This is a genomic window from Peribacillus sp. SIMBA_075 (genome assembly GCF_046534585.1).
Genome location: NZ_JAWRYN010000338.1, coordinates 1 through 308, shown reverse-complemented (window position 1 = coordinate 308; position 308 = coordinate 1). Strand labels below are relative to the sequence as shown.

The 308-nt window shown below is 46.8% G+C and carries 1 pseudogene; it reads right to left on the bottom strand.

Annotated elements, in window-relative coordinates:
- Nucleotides 1–308: pseudogene (locus tag SB775_RS28480) on the bottom strand (ABC transporter permease); the annotation flags it as partial.

The window sequence follows — 308 nt, the reverse complement described above, 5'->3', positions numbered from 1 at the left end:
ATTGGCAATCAAATCAACGTTTTTTTGGAAAGCAAGTCCACCTGCCATCGCCCCTACCCCAAGAGCGATCAGCATAGCCACTGTACCGAGAATTTTGGTCAGGTTATTTACCCGAAAACGCAGCTGGGCAAGTGTAAAGGCATTCAAACTCTGATCGTTAAGCTTTTGGTTTCGTTTCAATGCCTGCACCAGCACAGGTAAAAGCGAGATAAATAGCAGATACGTCCCGACAGTTGTTGCAATCGCCCCTATCAAGAAACCTAGCAACTGAAGAGTCATGATCTCTACCAATCCGTAGTAGCCGACCG